Origin of the sequence: Micromonospora sp. 067-2 (genome assembly GCF_046549295.1) — a bacterium.
GTDB lineage: Bacteria > Actinomycetota > Actinomycetes > Mycobacteriales > Micromonosporaceae > Micromonospora.
This window is the reverse complement of record NZ_JAJPWB010000005.1, coordinates 278,282-295,631: the sequence shown is the minus strand read 5'-3', so window position 1 is coordinate 295,631 and position 17,350 is coordinate 278,282. Positions and strand designations below refer to the sequence as shown.

At 71.2% G+C, this 17,350-nt stretch carries 7 protein-coding genes; 6 read left to right on the top strand and 1 reads right to left on the bottom strand.

Going from position 1 to position 17,350, the window contains the following annotated elements; translation table 11 throughout:
* Nucleotides 1-8: 8 nt before the first annotated feature.
* Nucleotides 9-1,529 (bottom strand): protein kinase domain-containing protein, encoded by a 1,521-nt coding sequence (locus ACLJN9_RS14110; protein WP_410811727.1) that lies wholly within the window; start codon nucleotides 1,527-1,529, stop codon nucleotides 9-11.
* Between the two features lie 154 nt (nucleotides 1,530-1,683).
* On the opposite strand from ACLJN9_RS14110, the gene ACLJN9_RS14105 reads away from it, so the two are divergent.
* The 6 genes from ACLJN9_RS14105 to ACLJN9_RS14080 all read left to right on the top strand — a co-directional run bounded on the left by ACLJN9_RS14105 (nucleotide 1,684) and on the right by ACLJN9_RS14080 (nucleotide 17,227).
* The gene (locus ACLJN9_RS14105; protein WP_410811726.1) at nucleotides 1,684-2,517 is read left to right on the top strand and encodes a patatin-like phospholipase family protein; all 834 of its coding nucleotides are present in this window, start codon (nucleotides 1,684-1,686) and stop codon (nucleotides 2,515-2,517) included.
* Nucleotides 2,517-3,533, top strand: a complete 1,017-nt coding sequence (locus ACLJN9_RS14100) for a 1-acyl-sn-glycerol-3-phosphate acyltransferase (protein ID WP_410811725.1) — start codon at nucleotides 2,517-2,519, stop codon at nucleotides 3,531-3,533. The genes ACLJN9_RS14105 and ACLJN9_RS14100 overlap by 1 nt, the downstream gene beginning before the upstream one ends.
* Nucleotides 3,534-3,641: 108 nt before the next feature.
* The gene (locus ACLJN9_RS14095; protein ID WP_410811724.1) at nucleotides 3,642-7,097 is read left to right on the top strand and encodes an SCO7613 C-terminal domain-containing membrane protein; all 3,456 of its coding nucleotides are present in this window, start codon (nucleotides 3,642-3,644) and stop codon (nucleotides 7,095-7,097) included.
* 133 nt (nucleotides 7,098-7,230) lie between these two features.
* Nucleotides 7,231-8,280, top strand: a complete 1,050-nt coding sequence (locus ACLJN9_RS14090) for a fatty acid desaturase family protein (RefSeq protein ID WP_410811723.1) — start codon at nucleotides 7,231-7,233, stop codon at nucleotides 8,278-8,280.
* A gap of 380 nt (nucleotides 8,281-8,660) precedes the next feature.
* Nucleotides 8,661-16,862: a DNRLRE domain-containing protein gene (locus tag ACLJN9_RS14085; RefSeq protein WP_410811722.1), complete on the top strand. Its 8,202-nt coding sequence runs from the start codon at nucleotides 8,661-8,663 to the stop codon at nucleotides 16,860-16,862.
* Entirely contained in the window at nucleotides 16,829-17,227 is a 399-nt protein-coding gene (locus ACLJN9_RS14080) for an SCO4402 family protein (protein WP_410811721.1), read from the top strand. The genes ACLJN9_RS14085 and ACLJN9_RS14080 overlap by 34 nt, the downstream gene beginning before the upstream one ends.
* The last annotated feature ends 123 nt before the right edge of the window (nucleotides 17,228-17,350 follow it).

The window sequence follows — 17,350 nt, the reverse complement described above, 5'->3', positions numbered from 1 at the left end:
TGATCGGCTCAGACCCGGGCCGCACCCAGTTCGGCGATGGCGGCGTCCAGCCGCTCCGCGTACGCCGGACTGATGCCACCCTCACCGAGCCGGACCGCGACCTTCTCGCGCAGGCGGGCCACCGGCGGGGCCAGGTCGCTGCGCCCGGAGCCGACGGCCGCGGTCAGGTTGCGCAGCTCGTTGCGCAGGTCGAGCCCGACGTCGGACCGGATCTCGCCGGCGTCTAACCCGGCGCCGATCAGCTCGTTCACCCGGTTGGCGACCTCCACCAGCGTGCCCGGCGCCGAGGAGGGCGAGCCGGCGCTCGGCCCGGCCGACGGGGACGCGGCCGGGCGGGACGGCTCGACGGCCGGCGGGCCGCTCGACGCGGGCGCCACCGGGCTGGCGGTGGGTTGTGTCCGGGGCGTCGTCGGCCGCTGCTCGGGCAGCAGGGTCGCGACGGTCAGTGCCACGGCGACTGCCAGGGCCGCCGGGACCAGCAGCAGCGCCCGCCGCCGTCGGCGTGGCCGGGCCGGCCCGGCTATGTCCGGCCCGGGTGCGTCCGGCCCGGCTATGTCCGGCCCGGCTACGTCCGGCCCGGCTACGTCCGGCCCGGGTACGCCGGGTTCTGCCGTCACCGAGGCGGTGGTTCCGGGCGGAGGCGCCGGCGGCAGGGCCAGCGTGGGTGCCCGGGTGGGAACGGCCGGCGGGTCGGCCGGCAGTGGGTGGTCACGCAGGACGGTGGCGAGCTGCCGGGCGGTCGGCCGGTCGGCCGGGTCGCGGGCCAGGCTGCGCAGACAGATCCGGGCCACGACCGGCGGCAGCTCCGGCAGGTCGGCCAGCGTCGGCGGCGGGCCGCCGGCCAGAGCCACGCCGAGCTGCTCCCACGTGTCCGCCGGGTAGGGGACCTGACCGGTGAGCGCCTCGTGCAGCAGCACCCCGAGCGAGTACACGTCGGTGGCCGGCTGGGCGGGCGCGCCGTCGAGCCGTTCCGGTGCCACGTACGCGGGAGTGCCGAAGGTGCCGCCGTCCTCGTCCTCGTCCGGCGCGCCGATCCGGGTGGCGATGCCGAAGTCGAGCACCTTGGCGCCCACGCCGGTCATCATCACGTTGGCCGGGGTGATGTCACGGTGCACGATGCCGAGCCGATGCGCGGCGGCCAGCGCGTCGGCGATCTGGGCGCCCACCTGGACCGCCTCGGCCCACGGCAGTGGCCCCTCGGTGAGCCGCAGCTTCAACTCCTCGCCGTTGAGCAGCTCCATCACGACGAACGAGGTGATGGAACCGTCCGGGTCGACCGTCTCGCCATAGTCGTGCACCGACGTCACGTGCGGGTGCACCAGCTGGGCGGCGGCGCGGGCCTCCTCGCGCACCATGCCCCGGAACCGGGCGTCGGCAGCCAGGGCCGGGGCGAGCACCTTGAGCGCGACGACCCGGTCCAGCACCTCGTCGTGCGCGCGCCAGATGACCGACATGCCGCCGGCGCCGATCTGGTCGAGAAGTCGGTACCTGCGGGCCAGCAACCGGCCCGGATGCAGTGCTGCCTTCACGGATCGCACCTGCCTCGGGATGGGAGCGGTATCAGGTTGCGCGAATGTGTCCTGCCTGTCAACGCCGTCGTCGGTGGACGGCCCCCGCCGTGCGCCGAGCGTCCCCGCGACGTGGCCCACCGCTCGGCGGCGGGGCCGTGCCAGGATGAGTGGCATGGCGGGGGGACCGGTGGCATTCGTGCTCGGCGGTGGAGGTGTGCTCGGCGCGGTCGAGGTGGGCATGTTGCGGGCACTGTTCCGTGCCGGCATCCGACCCGACCTGGTGCTCGGCACCTCGATCGGCGCGGTCAACGGCGCGCTGGTCGCCGCCGACCCGTCGGAGGCGGTGACCGACCGGCTGGTCCGGCTCTGGGCCTCGCCGGAGGCCAGCGAGGTGTACGGCGACTCGGTCGCCCGGCAGTTGCGCCGCTTCGCCGCCCGGACCCACCTGCACTCACCCCGCCCGCTTCGCCGCCTGCTCGAATCCGAGCTGGGGGTGGACACCACGTTCGCCGACCTGCGGGTGCCGTTCCGTTGCTGCGCCGCGCACATCGAGCGGGCCGCCGAGCACTGGTTCGACAGCGGACCGGTCGTTCCGGCCGTGCTGGCGTCGGCCTCGGTGCCGGGCCTGCTCCCGCCCACCGAGATCGACGGCGCGCACTACGTGGACGGTGGCATCGTCAACTCCATCCCGATCGGCGAGGCGGTGGCCGCCGGCGCCGGTCAGATCTTCGTCCTCCAGGTGGGACGGATCGAACGGGAGCTGACACCGCCCCGACGGCCGTGGGAGATCGCCCAGGTCGCGTTCGAGATCTCCCGCCGGCACCGGTTCTTTCGTGAGATGGCCGCGCTACCCGAGGGGGTGGAGGTGCACGTCCTGCCGACCGGAGGGCTGAACCCGCGCGACGACACCCCGTGGGCGTACCGGGACGTGGCGGCGGTGGGGCGACGGATCAGCCGGGCGTACACCGCCTCCCGGCGTTATCTGGCCACCCATGTGGAGCGGTGATGCCGCTGCCCCCGAGGTGGCTGCGCCGGTTGCTGTTCGCTCCCGGCGTGGTGCTGCTCGCGGTCGCCGTGGTGACCACGCTGCCGGTCTGGTCGCTGGTCGCCGCGGCCGCCTCCCCGTTGGTCCCGGGCCGGTTGCGCCCGCTGCGGCTGCTCTGGATCGGCTGTGTGTACCTGGTCTGGGACGCCGCCGCGCTGCTCGCGCTCTTCGGGCTCTGGGTCGCCTCCGGCTTCGGCTGGCGGAGCCGGTCGCCGGCCTTCCAACGCGCGCACTACGTGCTGGCCGGCTGGTTCCTGCGGGTGCTGTTCTGGCAGGCCCGCTGGACGCTGCGCCTGCGCATCGACGTGGTGGGCACCGACCCGGACACCGCGCTGCCGGGCCGGCCCGAGCTGGTGCTCTGCCGGCATGCCGGGCCGGGTGACTCGTTCATCCTGATCCACGGGCTGGTCAACTGGTTTCACCGGGAGCCGAGGATCGTGCTCAAGGACAGCCTCCAGTGGGACCCGGCGATCGACGTGCTGCTCAACCGGCTGCCCAACCGTTTCATCGCGCCGACGCCGGAGCGGGGCGAGGAGACGGTACGCCAGGTCGGGCACCTCGCCGACGGCCTGGACGACAACGACGCCTTCGTGATCTTCCCGGAGGGTGGCAACTTCACTCCGAAACGTCGACTGCGCGCCATCGCCCGGCTGCGCTCCCTCGGCCTGGAGCGAATGGCGCTGCGCGCCGAACGGATGCGGCACGTGCTCGCCCCGCAGCCCGGCGGGATGCTCGCCGCGCTGGACGCCGCCCCGGACGCCGGGGTCGTCTTCGTCGCCCACACCGGGCTGGACCGGATGCTCACCGTCGCCGACGTGTGGCGTGAACTGCCGATGGACAAGCGGATCGTGATGCGGTTCTGGTCGGTGTCACCGGAGGACGTGCCGACCGGGCGGCAGGAACGCATCGACTGGCTCTACGACTGGTGGGCGCGTATCGACGCCTGGATCGCCGCCAACCGGGAGGCCGGCGCGTAGGTTGCGGTCGGGGACCAGATCCGGGCCAGCCACCTGGGTACACGAGCACACCCGTCCTGAGTACGCGCACTCTGGGTCGGCACCCCGCCGGGTTTCGAGAATGACCGGGTGGATGACACCGGCTATCCCTGCCCCGCCTGCGGCGCCCCGGCCGACCTGAGCACCGGGTGTGCCGGCTGCGGCCGTCCGCCCGACGAGGTCGCCGCCGAGGTGGTCCGGCTGGGTCGGGAGGTCGCCCGGCTCGCCCCGGAGGTGGAGCGCGCCCGCCGGACGTACGTCGAGCTGGCCGGGCGGCTGACGGCCAGTTCGCAGCGGCGAGCCGAGTTGGCGGCACTCGTCCGCGCCGGGGCGGCCACGTCCGTCGCGGTGCCCCCCGCACCGCCGGCGGCGCTGAGCGGGTCGGGGCGGCCGGCGGCCGGTACGGGTTCCTCGGCACCGGGCGCGGCGGAGACCTCGACGCGGACGATCCAGGGCCTGCTCTTCGTCCTCGGTGGACTTCTCCTGGGCACCGCGGCGGTGGTCTTCACGGCGGTGGCGTGGGCGGCGGTGGGTGTCGGTGGACGTGCCCTGATCCTGGCGGGGGTCACCGCGCTCGTCCTGAGTGTCCCACCGCTGGCCGTCCGTCGGGGGTTGCGTGGCACCGCGGAGACGTTCGCCGCGGTGGGGCTGCTGCTGGTGGTGCTGGACGGCTACGCGGCCTGGTCGGTGGACCTGGCGGGTGTGGCCGGCTGGTCCGGCAGCAGGTACGCCGCGCTGGTCGGGGGGGCCAGCGCGGCGGTCGCCGCGGGGTACGCCCGGTGGAGCCGGTTGACCGGGCCCTGGTTCGCCGCGCTGCTGGCCGCCCAACCGGTGGTGCCGCTGGTCGCCGTCGAGGCCCGGCCGGGATCGGTTGGTTGGACGGTGGTCCTGCTCGGGGTGGCGTTGCTGGACCTGGCCGTGCTGGCCGCGCTGCGCGGAGGCCAGGCGCCGGCCCAGCTCGCCGGGCGGGTGCTCGCCGGGATCGGGCACGTCGTCGCGCTGGTCGGTGCCGCCGGCTGCGCCCTGGTGCCGTTGCTGCTCGGCCGGGCGGAGGGCTCCCCGCTGCTGGCCGGGGCGCCGCTGCTGCTGGTCGCGCTGACCGGGCTCGGTGCGGCCCGGCTGGTCGGCGGACCGGCGTTGCAGACGGTGGCGGCCGGGCTGGTGGTGCCGGTGCTCGCCGCCGCGCTGCTGCGTCCGGTGGACGAGGTGCGGCCGTCGCTGCTGCTGATCGCGGCGGCCACGGTGGCCCTCGGGTTGGCCGGCGGCGTTCGACTGCTGCCGGCCGGTTGGCGGCCCGGCCCGCGCGCCGGGGCGCTGCTGGTGGTGGCGGGCACGCTGCAGTCGGCGGTGCTGGTCACCGGCGGGTTGGCGGTCGCCGTCGGAGCCCGGTCGCTGCCGCCCTGGGGCGGTGCCGAAGCGGGGCCGGACCTGGACTGGGGCTGGCAGCTCGCGCCAGCTCTGGCGTTGGCGGTCGGCGCGAGTGCGCTGCTGCTGCCCCGGGAGGCGCGGATGCCGCTCGCCACGGCCGGGGTGGTGGCGGTGCTGCTCGCCCTGCCCGCCGGCTGGGCGGCGACCTGGCCGGCGGTGCTGGCCGTGGACCTGGTGGGCGGGGTGGCGCTGCTGCTCGGCGTGCTGGCCCGCCCGGCGGCCCGCACCGTCACGCTGATCGCCGGGGCGCTCGGCGGCGCCGTCCTGCTCGGGCACGGGCTGCTGGTGGCCCTGGCGGCTCCGGCCGGTGCCCTGGTGGCGCTCGGGACGCTCTGCGTGGTCGGGCTGGCGCTGGCCGTGCGGCGGGCCGGCGGACCGTACCGGTGGGTGGCCGGCACGGGTCTGCTGGTCGCGCAGCTCGCGCTACCCGCGATCGCCGCGGTGGCGCTGTTCGCCGCAGGGGCGCCGCCCTGGTGGCAGGCCCGAGCGGCACTGGTCGCCGCCGTGCTGCCGCTGGTCGCGCTGCGCGCGGCGCGTCGCCACCGGGTGGAGCTGACCGGGTACGCCGTGACCGGTGCCGCCGTCGCGATCACCGTTTCCGGGCTCGCGCCGCTGGTCGTGGCGGGACACGAGCCGCTTGCGCTGTACGCCGCGCTGGCGGCCCTGGCCGTCGCGCTCGTTGTCCGGCCGGAACCGACGAGCAGCCGGTCGCGGGCGCTGGTGGTGGCCGGCGGCATGCTGGCGGCGGTGGCGGTGCTGGCCGCGCTGCCGGCGGTGCTGGGCGCGCTCGCCGCGCCGTACGGGAGTCCGGTGCCGGTCTGGTCCGGGGTGCCCGTGGTCGTGGCCGATCCGGCGGCGCTTCCCGCCGCGCTGGCGCTTGTCGCGGTGGCGGTAGCCGCCACGCTGGGTGGCCTGGGGGTCCGTCCGCCACTGCTGGCCGCGCTGCCGTTCGCCGGGGGCGCGCTGCCGGTGCTCCTCGTCGCGGTCGGCGCTCCGTGGCCGGTGCTGCCGGCGGCCGTCCTGGTCGCCGGGGTGGCCGTCCTGGTGCTCGCCGCCCTGGCCGCGCCCCGCCGGGCGCTCGCGTCGCTCGTGGTGCCGGTGGGGGCGGTGCTGGCGACCGCCGGCGCGGTGGGGCTGCTGGCCACCCGGGCCGGCACGCTCGGTACCGAGGGGGTGCTGCTGGTGGCGGCGGTGGCCGTCGCCGTCGGGGCGCGGGTCGTCGAGGTACGCGTCGCGGGTTGCCTCGCCGCGGTGGGGGCGGCGTCCGCGCTGGCGGTGACCGTACCGCTCGCCGACGGGCTGCCGCTGCGGGCGGCTGCGTACCCGCTGCTGGTGGTGGCGGCGCTGGTCCTGGCCGGCGCCGTCGCGATCAGGCCGGCGGCAGGAGCGCCCACCGACGGGTCCGCAACGGGGGCGGTGGGCGCTCCGGCGGGTGCGACGGCGGTGGCGCGAGGCCGGGTCGGGCGGGTCCTGGACGGTGCCGCGCAGGCGGTGGCGTCGGTGGCGGCGCTGCTCGCCGTCGAGGTGGCGCGGCACGTCGCCACGGTCCTGGTGCTCTGGGGCGTCGCCGTCGCGCTGCGGCTGCTGCGCCGGGGCGAACCCACCGGCCGGCGGTGGGCGTTCGCCGGCATCGCCGCTGGTAGTGAGCTGCTCGGGGCGTGGGTGCTGCTGGCCGCCGGTGGGGTGACCGTGCTGGAGGCGTACACCCTCCCGGCTGCGGCCCTCGCCCTCGGCGCGGGCCTGCTGGCGCTGCGTGCCCGGCCCGGATTGACCAGCTGGCTGGCGCTCGGTCCGGGGCTGGTCGCGGCGCTGCTGCCGAGCCTTGCGTCGGTCCTGGCCGGGCCGGACCCGCAGCCGTGGCGGAGGCTACTGCTCGGCGGGGCGGCGCTGGGCGTGGTGCTGGCCGGCGCCACCCGGCGCTGGCAGGCCCCGGTGCTGCTCGGCGGCGGAGTGCTGGCGGTGCTGGCCCTGCACGAGCTGGCCCGCGGCTGGGACCTGCTGCCCCGGTGGATCTACCTGGGCGCGGGTGGGCTGGCACTGATCGGGCTCGCCGCCAGCTACGAGCGGCGGCGGCGTGACCTGGCCAGACTGCGGGCCGCAGTGGCCAGACTGGGCTGAGCCGCGGCCGGGGGTAGGGCTCGCCCCACCCCCCGTTCGGGGGTTGTCAGGGTTACTCATCGCAACCGATATCGGGAGACTTGGGGATGAGCCCGGCCACCAGGCATGGGCGCTGAGCGGGACGGGAGCAGCGATGACGCTCGGAGCGGTGGCAGAACCGCCGGTACGACGGCGAGGCAGTGACTACGCACAGTTGTCACGGCGGATCACTCAGGCAGGACTGCTGGAGCGTCGCCCCGGCTGGTACGCCGCCCGCATCGTGCTCACCCTCGGTGCCTTCGTGGCCGGCTGGGTCGCCGTCGTCCTGGTCGGTGACTCGTGGTGGCAGCTCGTCCTGGCGGCCGCGATGGCGGTGGCCACCACCCAGGTCGCGTTCCTTGGTCACGACGCCGGTCACCGTCAGATGTTCCGCCGACGCGGCGCCAGCGAGATGGTGGGGCTCTTCGCCGGCAACGCGGCGGTGGGGATCAGCTACGGGTGGTGGGTCGACAAGCACAACCGGCACCACGCCAACCCGAACCACGAGGACGAGGACCCGGACGTCGGTGCCGGAGCCCTCGTGTGGACGCCCGAGCAGGCGCTGGAGACCCGGGGGTTCGCTCGCTGGCTGGCCAAGCGCCAGGCGTACTTCTTCTTCCCGATGCTCCTGCTGGAGGGTCTGAGCCTGCACGCGGCGAGCGTCCGGGCGATCGTCGGTCGGGAAGACGGCCGTTACTCCACCCCGATGCGGCACCGCGCGGTCGAGGCGGGGTTGCTGGTCGCGCACACCGTGGGCTACGTGGCGCTGCTGTTGGCGGTCATGTCACCGGTGAAGGCCCTGCTCTTCGCCGTCGTGCACCAGGCGCTGTGGGGCCTCTACATGGGCCTGTCGTTCGCACCGAACCACAAGGGCATGCCGATGCCGACCGCCGAGGACGAGCTGGACTTCCTGCGTAAGCAGGTGCTGACCTCGCGCAACGTACGCGGCGGCCCGCTGGTGGACACCGTGCTGGGCGGGCTCAACTACCAGATCGAGCACCACCTGTTCCCGAACATGCCCCGGGCCAACCTGCGCCGGGCCCAGCCGATCGTCCGCGCCTACTGCGTCGAGCAGGGCATCCCGTACGCGGAGACCGGGTTGGTCGAGTCGTACCGGCAGGCGCTCGGACATCTGCACGACGTGGGTCAACCGCTGCGCGGCTGACGCGGGGGCGGTTCGACAGGATTTCATCGGCGGGGCGGCATTTGATGCCGCCCCGCCGCTGCGTTCCCGCTCGCGTTTAGCGACGCACCGCCGCATATCCGGCAGATCCATTTGTTCTCAGCGTGTCCACATTGGAAATGATTGCTCCTTCACGTCGACGAAAATTGCCTGTGGTCGATAGTTGCCGCGGTCAATAGGGATTGCTAGGTTCACTCCGGCACCCACGGGGGGCGCTGATCCGACTCATTCCCTGAGCCTTCGTCGCGGTGTCCGGCGCTGTTTTTCGGCGCGCCGATTCCTTCTTCGCGGCTGTTCGACCGGCACACACACGGTGCCGGGGCCTTCGTGTCTTCGTCGTACGCATCCGTGAAGGGCAACACATGAGCAAGGTGGGTAATGCACGCCGCCTGATTGCGGCACTGGTCGGCGTCGTGCTGGTGGTGTCGGGCTCCCCGGCGTACGCGCGTCCGCCGGGCGACACCGAGCCGGCGCCGCGGCCGGGCACGGTCCTGCGCCCGCCGGCGCCGCAGGGTCGAGAGGTGCCCTCGACCCCGCCCGGTCCGGCGAGGGTGCTGCCCTCGGTGTCCCGGCCCACGCCCGCCGAGGCCATGCCGCCGGTGCGCCGGGTGCGGGAGGTACCCGAACGCCGCACCGCGACCACCAAGGTCTATCAGCTGGCCGACGGCCGGATGCAGGCCGAGGTGAGTCGCGAGCCGGTCCACTACCGGGACGGCAAGGGCCGCTGGCAGGACATTCAGCCGACCGTGTCGGCCGGTGACACCACGGGATATCCGTACGCCGCCACCCGCAACACGTTCGTCAGCAGGTTCGGCGACCGCAGCGACCGCGTGCTGTCGTACTCGATGGGTGGTCACGGGCTGACCCTCGGGCTCGTCGGCGGCCCGCGCGCCCTGCGCCCGACGGCGAGCGGCACCCGGGTCACCTATCCGGGTGCCGTCGGTGGCGCCGACCTGGTGTACGAGGTGACCCCGTCAGCGGTCAAGGAGCAGATCGTGCTGGCCGCACCGCCGAGCGGGCCGGCCGCCTACACGTTCACCCTGGACACGGACTCGGTTCGCGCGGTGCCGCAGGCCGACGGGTCGGTGTCGTTCTTCGCCACGGACCGCGAGGGGCCGGCGCTGTTCACGATGCCGCGGCCGTACATGTACGACAGCGCCGACGACCCCGCCTCGGTGGTCGGCAAGGCCGTCAGCTACCGGGTCAGCCAGCAGGTCAGCCAGCAGGACGGTCGAACCGTCGTGACGGTTTCCGCGGACGGTGACTGGCTGCGCGACCCGGCCCGGAAGTATCCGGTGGTGATCGACCCGACGATCAAGGTCCAGCCGACGTTGAGCCAGGCGCAGGACGTGATGATCGCCTCCGGCGGCCCGACGGAGAACTTCGACAGCACCTGGAAGCTGTCCGCCGGCGCCTCCACCGGGGGCACGTTCCGTGCCCTGACCAAGTTCGACCTGTCCAACGTGCCGGCCAACACCGTTCTGGACTCGGCACAGCTTCAGATGTACTTCGACCAGACCCACGGTGGCGCCGACGACGCCTCGATGGCGTTCGAGGCGCGTCGGGTGACCGCGGCGTGGAACGAGACCACCGCGACGTGGAGCAGCATGAACACCAGGTTCGCCGAGGTCGGCGAGAACCGGGAGCAGGTGGACGAGGCGGACGGCGCCAAGGTGTCCGCCAGCGGGGAGTGGGTCGGCGGCACCGGCTCGGACGTTGGTCAGGCGAACAACGGCGCCTACCGGTACAACGCCGACGCGTCCACCGGTCAGACGTTCACCTGGGTGCCGCGGCTGACCGAGAGCGGTCAGTACGAGGTGTACGTACACTATGTGCCAGGTGCCGACCGGGCCACCAACGCCCCCTACACCGTCTTCTACGACGGCGGCTCGGTGGTGAAGACGGTCAACCAGACCACCGGTTCCGGCAGCGGCAACTGGGTGTCGATCGGCTCGTACGGGTTCAAGGCGGGCACCACCCACAAGGTGGTGCTCGGCGACGTGGCCAACAAGAAGGTCGTCGCGGACGCAGTGCGGCTGGTCAAGCGGGCCGAGGTGACCAAGCCGCTGCACCAGACCAACGCCTGGCACAGCTACAGCGTCCGGTCGACGGTGCAGGGCTGGCTGGACAACCCCACCACCAACTTCGGCTTCATGGTCAAGGGCAAGGACGAGGCGAACAAGAACGGCGGCCCACGGTACGAGTCCGGCGACTTCTCCTACGGCGGCGAGGACGACCACGGCCCGAAGCTGGTGTTGACCTGGGGCAAGCCCGGTGTGGCGCTGAACCCGGTGACCACCGTGCGGGCCACCGGCGCCGACCTGTCCTGGTCGTCCTACGCCGACCCGTCGTCGTCGCCGGATGACGACCTGGTCGAGTACCAGGTGCACTCCAGCAAGACCCAGAACTTCCTGCCGAACGCGTCCACCCTGGTCGCCCCGGTCCGGCCGGGCCGCACGACATACTCGGACACCCACGCCACGCCCACTCCGGCGAACTCGGCGAGCCAGTTCGGCGACGCCTACTTCTACATGGTCGCCGCGCGGCTGCGGGACGGCACGGTCATCCCGGCGCAGACCCAGATGGTGCGGCTGCCCAAGGCCGGTCAGGTGATCAGGTTCTTCACCGGCGCGGACGACAACACGTTGACCAGCGCCAAACCAACAAGCAACTGGGACACGCTGGATGCCGGCGGCGAGCTCCAGGTCGGCAACAAGGGCTCGATCTACGGCACCAGCCGCGTGGTGATGAAGTTCCCCAACGTCACCGGTCTGCCCGCCCAGGCCAAGGTCATCAACGCGCAGGTCGGGCTGTGGGGCTGGTACACCGAGGGTGCCGACATCGGCCAGCAGCAGTTCCAGCTGCGCGGGCTGACCCGTGACTTCAGCGAGACGACCTCGACGTGGAACAGCGCCCAGTCCGGGGTCGCCTGGACGACGCCCGGCGGTGACGCCGAGTCGACGGTGCAGTCCACGGTCGGCTCGCTCAACGGCGACCCGGGCTGGGTCAACTGGGAGGCCGGGCCGCTGGTGCAGCGCTGGGTGGACACACCCAGCAGCAACAAGGGCGTGCAGATCCGGCTGCCCAACGAGGCCGGCCCGGAACAGCGGGTGCTCTTCCTCTCCGCCGAGGCGGCCGAGCCGTCGCTGCGGCCCCGGTTGCGGGTCATCTACACCGCGCCGAACAGCGCCAGCACCTATCACGCGCCGAACACGCCGAGCCGGATGATCCCGGGTGACCAGTACCTCGTGCCGGTCACCGTCACCAACACCACGTCGTCGATCTGGTCGCCGTCGGACTGGGTGCTGTCGTACCACTGGACGCGGCAGGACGGCACCGACGTCACCAACGCGGGCAACCAGAACGAGGCACCCCTGCCGTCCGCGCAGGCTCCCGGGGGCGTCGTCACCATCAACGCCACCGTGAAGGCCCCCACCGGTGGCGGTGACGGCGACCGCCGCGAGGACTACGTGTTGAAGTGGGACCTGCGCAACAAGACCAGCGGGCAGTGGCTGTCGCAGAGCACCCAGATCCAGCCCCTGGACCAGGCGATCGCCGTCGAGGACCCGACCTCCGACCAGCTCGGGCTGGAGAAGTTCTACCAGTACACCGGCGGCAGCGCCGGCTCCGGTGCCTCGCTCATGGTCAACCAGTTCTCCGGCAACGCCGTGGTCGGCGTCAACCCGCTCACCAACCCGAGCCGGGGTGTCTCGACGTTCGTCCGGCTCACCTACAACAGCCAGGACACGTCCACCTCGTCGATGGGGTTGGGCTGGTCGTTGTCCACCTCCAGTGCGGTCCGGCTCGGTTCGCCCCTGCAGTTCCGTGGCGGGGACAGCACGTGGCCGCAGCAGGTCGCGATGACCGACGGTGACGGCACCACCCACCTGTTCAACCTCAACAAATACAACAGCGCGAACTCCGCCGACTGGCGGTACGTGCAGCCCGCTGGCGTGCACCTGTACCTGCAACGCACCGGCACCGGCGACACCAGCCAGGCGTGGACGATGACCCGGCCGGACCGCAGCCAGTTCGTCTTCGACGAGCAGGGCTACCAGAGCGCCGTGCGCGACCGCAACGGCAACCAGCTCCTGTTCACCTACGAGCGGATGCAGGTCGACAACCGCGACACCGCGGTCCTTCGCTACCTGACCGACCCGGACAACCGGCAGACGCTGACCCTGGACTACTACGCCGCTGGGGACAGTTACACCGCGTTCGTCAGCGGTACGAGGCAGTCACTGACGAACCTGCAGAACCGGCGCATCATCAACCAGGTCAAGTCGATCACCGACGTCAGCGGGCGGGTGCTGTCCCTCGTGTACAGCGACGGTGGCCTGCTGCGGGAGGTGACCGACGGCTCCGGAACCGCCGACGCCAAGGTGTTCGGCTTCGCCTACGACGAGTCGCAGGGGCCGCAGAACGCGCGACTGACGAAGGTGACCGACCCGCGACTGGTCCCGACGAAGGTCACCTACAACGAGGCCGGTGACCAGTTCCTACAGGGCAAGGTCAGCTCGGTCACCGACCGGCTGCTCAAAAACACCTACGTGGACTACCAGGACCCGGACGGCGGGGACAGCGACGGGGTGCTCACCACGGTGACCGACCCCAAGGGCCGGGCCACCGAGAGCATGATCGACGGGTTCGGTCGGGCCACCCGCATCACCAACGCCAAGAACCAGGCCACCATCCTGGGCTGGGACGCCGACAACAACGTCAGCCGGCTGGAGGAGGCCAACGGGGCGGTCTCCACCTGGCGGTACGACCAGGTGACCGGCTACCCGCTGGAGATCAAGGACCCCGAGGCCAACCGGAACGGCACGCCGGGCCTGCGATTGGACTACCGGTACGGGCTTTCCGGGCACACCGCGGAGCTGACCGACAAGTACTCGCCGGAGGACCGGCACTGGAACTTCGGCTACGACGCGGTCGGCAACCTCACCTCGGTGACCGACCCGAAGGGCACGGCGACCGGAACCGTTGGCGACTACACCTCGACCTACGCGTACGACCCGGTCGGGCGGATGACCACGGCGACGGACGCCGAGGACAACATCACCCGCTACGCCGACTACGACCCGGTCGGCTACCCGAAGACGATCACCGACGCGCTGAACAAGGCCACGAAGTACACGTACTCGTCGATCGGTGGCGTGCTCACCGTCACCGACCCCAACCAGCGCACGGCGACCTACACGTACGACGGTTTCGGGCGGCCCTTGACGCAGAAGGTTCCCAAGGACGCCGCTAACGGCGTCTACATCACCACCCCGGCGCCCGTCTACGACAAGAACGACAACGTCACCCAGCAGACGACGCCGACCGGGGCGGTGACCACCGCGGTTTACGACGCACTGGACCGCCCGAGCACGGTCACCACGCCGAAGGACACCGCCACCTCCGAGGTGTCCACCACCAAGTACGACTACGACCAGGTCGGCAACGTCATCAAGGTCACCGAGCCGAGGGGCATGCTGACCCCGGCCGACCCCCTGGACTTCACCACGGTCTACGCCTACGACGAGCTGAACCGTCCCACCGAGGCCACCGACGCGCTCACCGGCCGGGTCACCATCGACTACGACCTCGCCGGCAACGTCCGGCAACAGACCGACCAGCGGAAGAACGCGAGCCCGAACACCAACGACTGGAGCGCGCAGTTCACCTACGACTTCAACCACCGGATCAAGACGACGGTCGACCCGAAGGGCAACACCACCGCGGTCGAGTACGACCGGGACGGTAACCCGACCGTCTCGATCGACCAGGACGGCAACCGGGCGTTGATGACCTACGACCCGCGCTCGGCCCTGATCGAGGAGAGGGTGCCGTACCAGTCGGTCGGTGGGACGATCACCTACCGCACCACGAAGTACGAGTACGACGAGGTCGGTAACCTCACCCGGCAGATCAGCCCGCGCGGCGTGGACACCACGGACGACGCGGACGACTTCGCGACCGTGACCGTCTACGACGAGCTCAACCGGGTCAGTGAGGTCCAGCAGCCGTTCGACCGGGACGACGCGCAGTTCACCACGCCGCCGATCACGACCTACCACTACGACGCGATCGGCAACCTGGAGCGGATCTCCGCACCTCCCTCCAACGGGCAGTCGACCCGCAACGACACCGTGCAGACGTTCTTCGACAACGGCTGGATCCGCAACTCGAAGGACGTCGGCTGGAACATCACCACCACGTACGACTACGACAACAACGGTGCGCAGACCTCCCGGTCGGTCGCCGGCGCCAGCGGCACGCCGCGCCAGATGAACTGGACCTACTTCCCCGACGGCAAGAAGAAGACCCAGTCCGACAACGGCGCCGGCTCGTCCACGCCCAGCAAGAACTTCGCCTACGAGTACGACGTGAACAGCAATCTCACCAAGATGCTCGACACGAGCACCGGGGCGGCCATCGACACCTACGCCGTGTCGTACGACGTGCTCAACCGCGTCGCCAGCGTGGAGGAGAAGAAGAGCGCGGCGGTCAAGAACACCACCACGTTCACGTACGAACCCAACGACCTGCTCAAGAAGCGCACCCACGACACCCAGATCTCGGAGTACACGTACGAGGCCGAGCGTGACCTGGCCACCGAGATCAAGAACTCGACCTCACCGACGGACCCGAAGCCGAAGTACACGCGCTACACGTACACCAAGCGCGGGCAGTCGGCGACCGAGACCAAGGGCAACGGCAACGTCGTCACCACCGACTACTTCCTCAACGGCTCGGTGCAGAGCCAGGTCGAGAAGAAGTCCGGCGGCGCGGTGGTCAACCAGCACACCTACGAGTACACGGCCAACGGGCAGAAGTCGAAGGACGTCTCGCACAAGCAGAACGCGGACAACCGCACCGCCTACGTCGACACGACCAGCACCTTCGCCTACGACCCGCAGGACCGTGTCCGTACGGTCACCAAGACCGGCAGCGGCGCGGGCACCGAGAGCTACGTGCACGACGCCAACAGCAACGTCGTCAAGCAGACCGTCAGCGCTGTCACCACCGACTTCACCTACGACAAGAACCGCCTGACGACGGCCACCGCCACCGCCGCCGGCACGTCGCCGAGTTCTGCGAACTACGCGTACGACCCGTACGGCCGGCTCAAGACGGTGACCTCGGCCGGGACCACTGTGGAGAGCTACACCTACGACGGCTTCGACCACGTCGTCACCAACGTCAAGAACCCGGGCAACAAGACCACCACCTACACGTACGACCCGCTGGACCGGCAGGCGACCCGGACCTACGGCGGCAAGACCACCACGAACGCGTACCTCGGGCTGACCGGTGACATCTCCGCCGAGTTGGAGGGCACCAAGGTCGTCAAGTCCTACCAGCGTGGTCCGGCCGGTGACCTGCTGTCGCAGGTGAAGGTCAACACGGACAACAGCCAGGAGGACTCGTACGTCGGTTACGACGGGTCCTCCGACGTCGGGCAGATCACCGACGACAAGGGCGACGGGCGGGCCACCTACGGCTACACCGCCTACGGCAAGAACGACGCCGGCCAGTTCACCGGTGTGGACAAGCCCGACGCCGGCAACCCCGAGAACCCGGACAAGGCGCCCTACAACTCGTACCGCTTCCAGTCCAAGCGGTTCGACCAGGCGACCGGCGACTACGACATGGGCTTCCGGGACTACGACCCGGGGATCAACCAGTTCCTCTCCCGCGACTCCTACAACGGGGCGCTGGACGACCTGGGGCTCGCGGTAGACCCGTACACCGGCAACCGGTACGCCTTCGCCGGCGGCAACCCGGTCACCAACGTCGAGCTGGACGGCCACAACTGGCTCTCGGACGCCGCCGGCGAGGTCGGCGACTTCGTCAAGGACGCGGCCTCGGCGATCGGCTCCGACGTCAAGGGGGCTGCGGAGGGCTTCGCGCAGGTCGCCTACGACACCGCGGTCGGCGGTAACCCCCTGGTCGACAAGGACACCAGCGAGGCGGCCAAGGGCCGGGCCAAGGCGCGCGGCGACGTGGTAAAGAAGACGCTGAGCAATCCGGGTCAGGTCGTCAAGGACTGGTCCGATGGGCTGACCAACGACGTCAAGTCCGGGCATCCCGGTAAGGCCGCCGGGCACCTGTTGTTCGACGCGTTCAGCATCGCCGCTGGCGGCCGTGGGGCTGGCGCGGCGAAGGGAGGCGCGGCTGCCAAGGGCGGCGCGGCAGATGGCGCCGCGGGGGCGGGGGCCAAAGGCGGGGCGCCCGCCGGAGTTGGAGAGGCCGGGAAGGTCGGAGCGGGCGGAGGCTGGCGCCCGGACACTGGGACAAAGCTTCCGGCGTCTTGGGGTGCTGGTAAGGCGAACAAGAAGGGTGTGGGTTTCCGCTGGCAGGACCCCAAGAACCAGGGCAACGGGGTTAGAATCGATCAAGGCAACCCGAACTCACCCTTCCCGAGCCAGCAGGTCGACCATGTCATTGTCAGATCCGGCGGCAGGGTGATCGGACGAGACGGCAAGCAAATCAATGGTGCCATTGATCAGGACCCTACTAACGCGCACATCCCGCTCAGCGAGTGGAGGAACTGGTCATCCTGGGAAAGGCCATGACTGAGATTCGATTTCCGGACATGAGAAATGAGATCGTACGGGCTGTGAAAGCCCTGGCAGACCCTGCTTATCAGTGGTCTGCGTGGATCCGGAGGGAGCTGCCCCCAGGTGAATACGACGAGTTCACGCATCGCATCCATATCCTCTACGACGACACGGAGGTGCTGGAGGATCCGGATGCCGCGATTGGCATCTACCTGAGGTCTCAGGAGGAGGCTGATTCGATGCGGACATTGGCCCAGGCGATCGACTCGCTGTTCGACGAGTGTGGCACGCACCTTTCCGACGAGGCCTACCTGCGGGCTTCAGGTTGGCCTGCGGTTGTGCAGGCCGCGAATGCGGCGTTGTCCAGTCTCGAGAGCTAGCGCGGTCAGAGCAATCCCGGTCGAGCCTCGCGTCAGCGCCCCCGACCAATCTGATTGCAGCGGTCGACCGACTGCGGGTTGAGCCAACCGCAAGGTGGCGTGTCCGTCTTGCTGGACGTGCCA

Bases quoted from the DNA above. Each gene is read 5' to 3' on its own strand.
- ACLJN9_RS14105 (WP_410811726.1), top strand. From the start codon at position 1,684: ATGGCGGGGGGACCGGTGGCATTCGTGCTCGGCGGTGGAGGTGTGCTC.
- ACLJN9_RS14100 (WP_410811725.1), top strand. From the start codon at position 2,517: ATGCCGCTGCCCCCGAGGTGGCTGCGCCGGTTGCTGTTCGCTCCCGGC.
- ACLJN9_RS14090 (WP_410811723.1), top strand. From the start codon at position 7,231: ATGACGCTCGGAGCGGTGGCAGAACCGCCGGTACGACGGCGAGGCAGT.
- ACLJN9_RS14085 (WP_410811722.1), top strand. From the start codon at position 8,661: ATGAGCAAGGTGGGTAATGCACGCCGCCTGATTGCGGCACTGGTCGGC.